At 57.1% G+C, this 1,234-nt stretch carries 1 rRNA gene; it reads left to right on the top strand.

What is annotated here, in order from left to right:
• Positions 1–1,234: ribosomal RNA gene (locus ACWAT2_RS19300) — 23S ribosomal RNA — on the top strand; the annotation flags it as partial.

Below are 1,234 nucleotides of genomic sequence, written 5' to 3'. Positions count from 1 at the left end.
TGCTGCCAAGAAAAGCCTCGACGCGAGGTTCTAGCCGCCCGTACCCCAAACCGACTCAGGTGGTCAGGTAGAGAATACCAAGGCGATCGAGCAAATCGTGGTTAAGGAACTCGGCAAAATGCCCCCGTAACTTCGGGAGAAGGGGGGCCCGAACTGTCCAACCCCTCGCGGGTGACGGCAGCAAGGGCCGCAGAGACCAGGGAGAAGCGACTGTTTACTAAAAACACAGGTCCGTGCGAAGTCGCAAGACGATGTATACGGACTGACGCCTGCCCGGTGCTGGAAGGTTAAGAGGACGGGTCAGCCTTCGGGCGAAGCCCAGAATTTAAGCCCCAGTAAACGGCGGTGGTAACTATAACCATCCTAAGGTAGCGAAATTCCTTGTCGGGTAAGTTCCGACCTGCACGAATGGCGTAACGACTTCTCCGCTGTCTCAACCGCGAACTCGGCGAAATTGCACTACGAGTAAAGATGCTCGTTACGCGCAGCAGGACGGAAAGACCCCGGGACCTTTACTATAGCTTGGTATTGGTGTTCGGTGCGGTTTGTGTAGGATAGGTGGGAGACTATGAAGCCCGCGCGCCAGCGCGAGTGGAGTCATCGTTGAAATACCACTCTGACCGCATCGACCATCTAACCTCGGTCCGTGATCCGGATCAGGGACAGTGCCTGGTGGGTAGTTTAACTGGGGCGGTTGCCTCCCAAAATGTAACGGAGGCGCTCAAAGGTTCCCTCAGCCTGGTTGGCAATCAGGTGTCGAGTGCAAGTGCACAAGGGAGCTTGACTGTGAGACCGACAGGTCAAGCAGGGACGAAAGTCGGAACTAGTGATCCGGCGGTGGCTTGTGGAAGCGCCGTCGCTCAACGGATAAAAGGTACCCCGGGGATAACAGGCTGATCTTCCCCAAGAGTCCATATCGACGGGATGGTTTGGCACCTCGATGTCGGCTCGTCGCATCCTGGGGCTGGAGTAGGTCCCAAGGGTTGGGCTGTTCGCCCATTAAAGCGGCACGCGAGCTGGGTTTAGAACGTCGTGAGACAGTTCGGTCCCTATCCGCTGCGCGCGCAGGAAACTTGAGAAGGGCTGTCCCTAGTACGAGAGGACCGGGACGGACGAACCTCTGGTATGCCAGTTGTTCCGCCAGGAGCACCGCTGGTTCGCTACGTTCGGAAGGGATAACCGCTGAAAGCATCTAAGCGGGAAGCCTGCTTCAAGATGAGGTTTCCATCCCCCT

Source organism: Isoptericola sp. GX10416 (assembly GCF_056590155.1).
The sequence above is the reverse complement of the archived record's forward strand: the minus strand, read 5'-3'. Positions and strand labels throughout refer to the sequence as shown.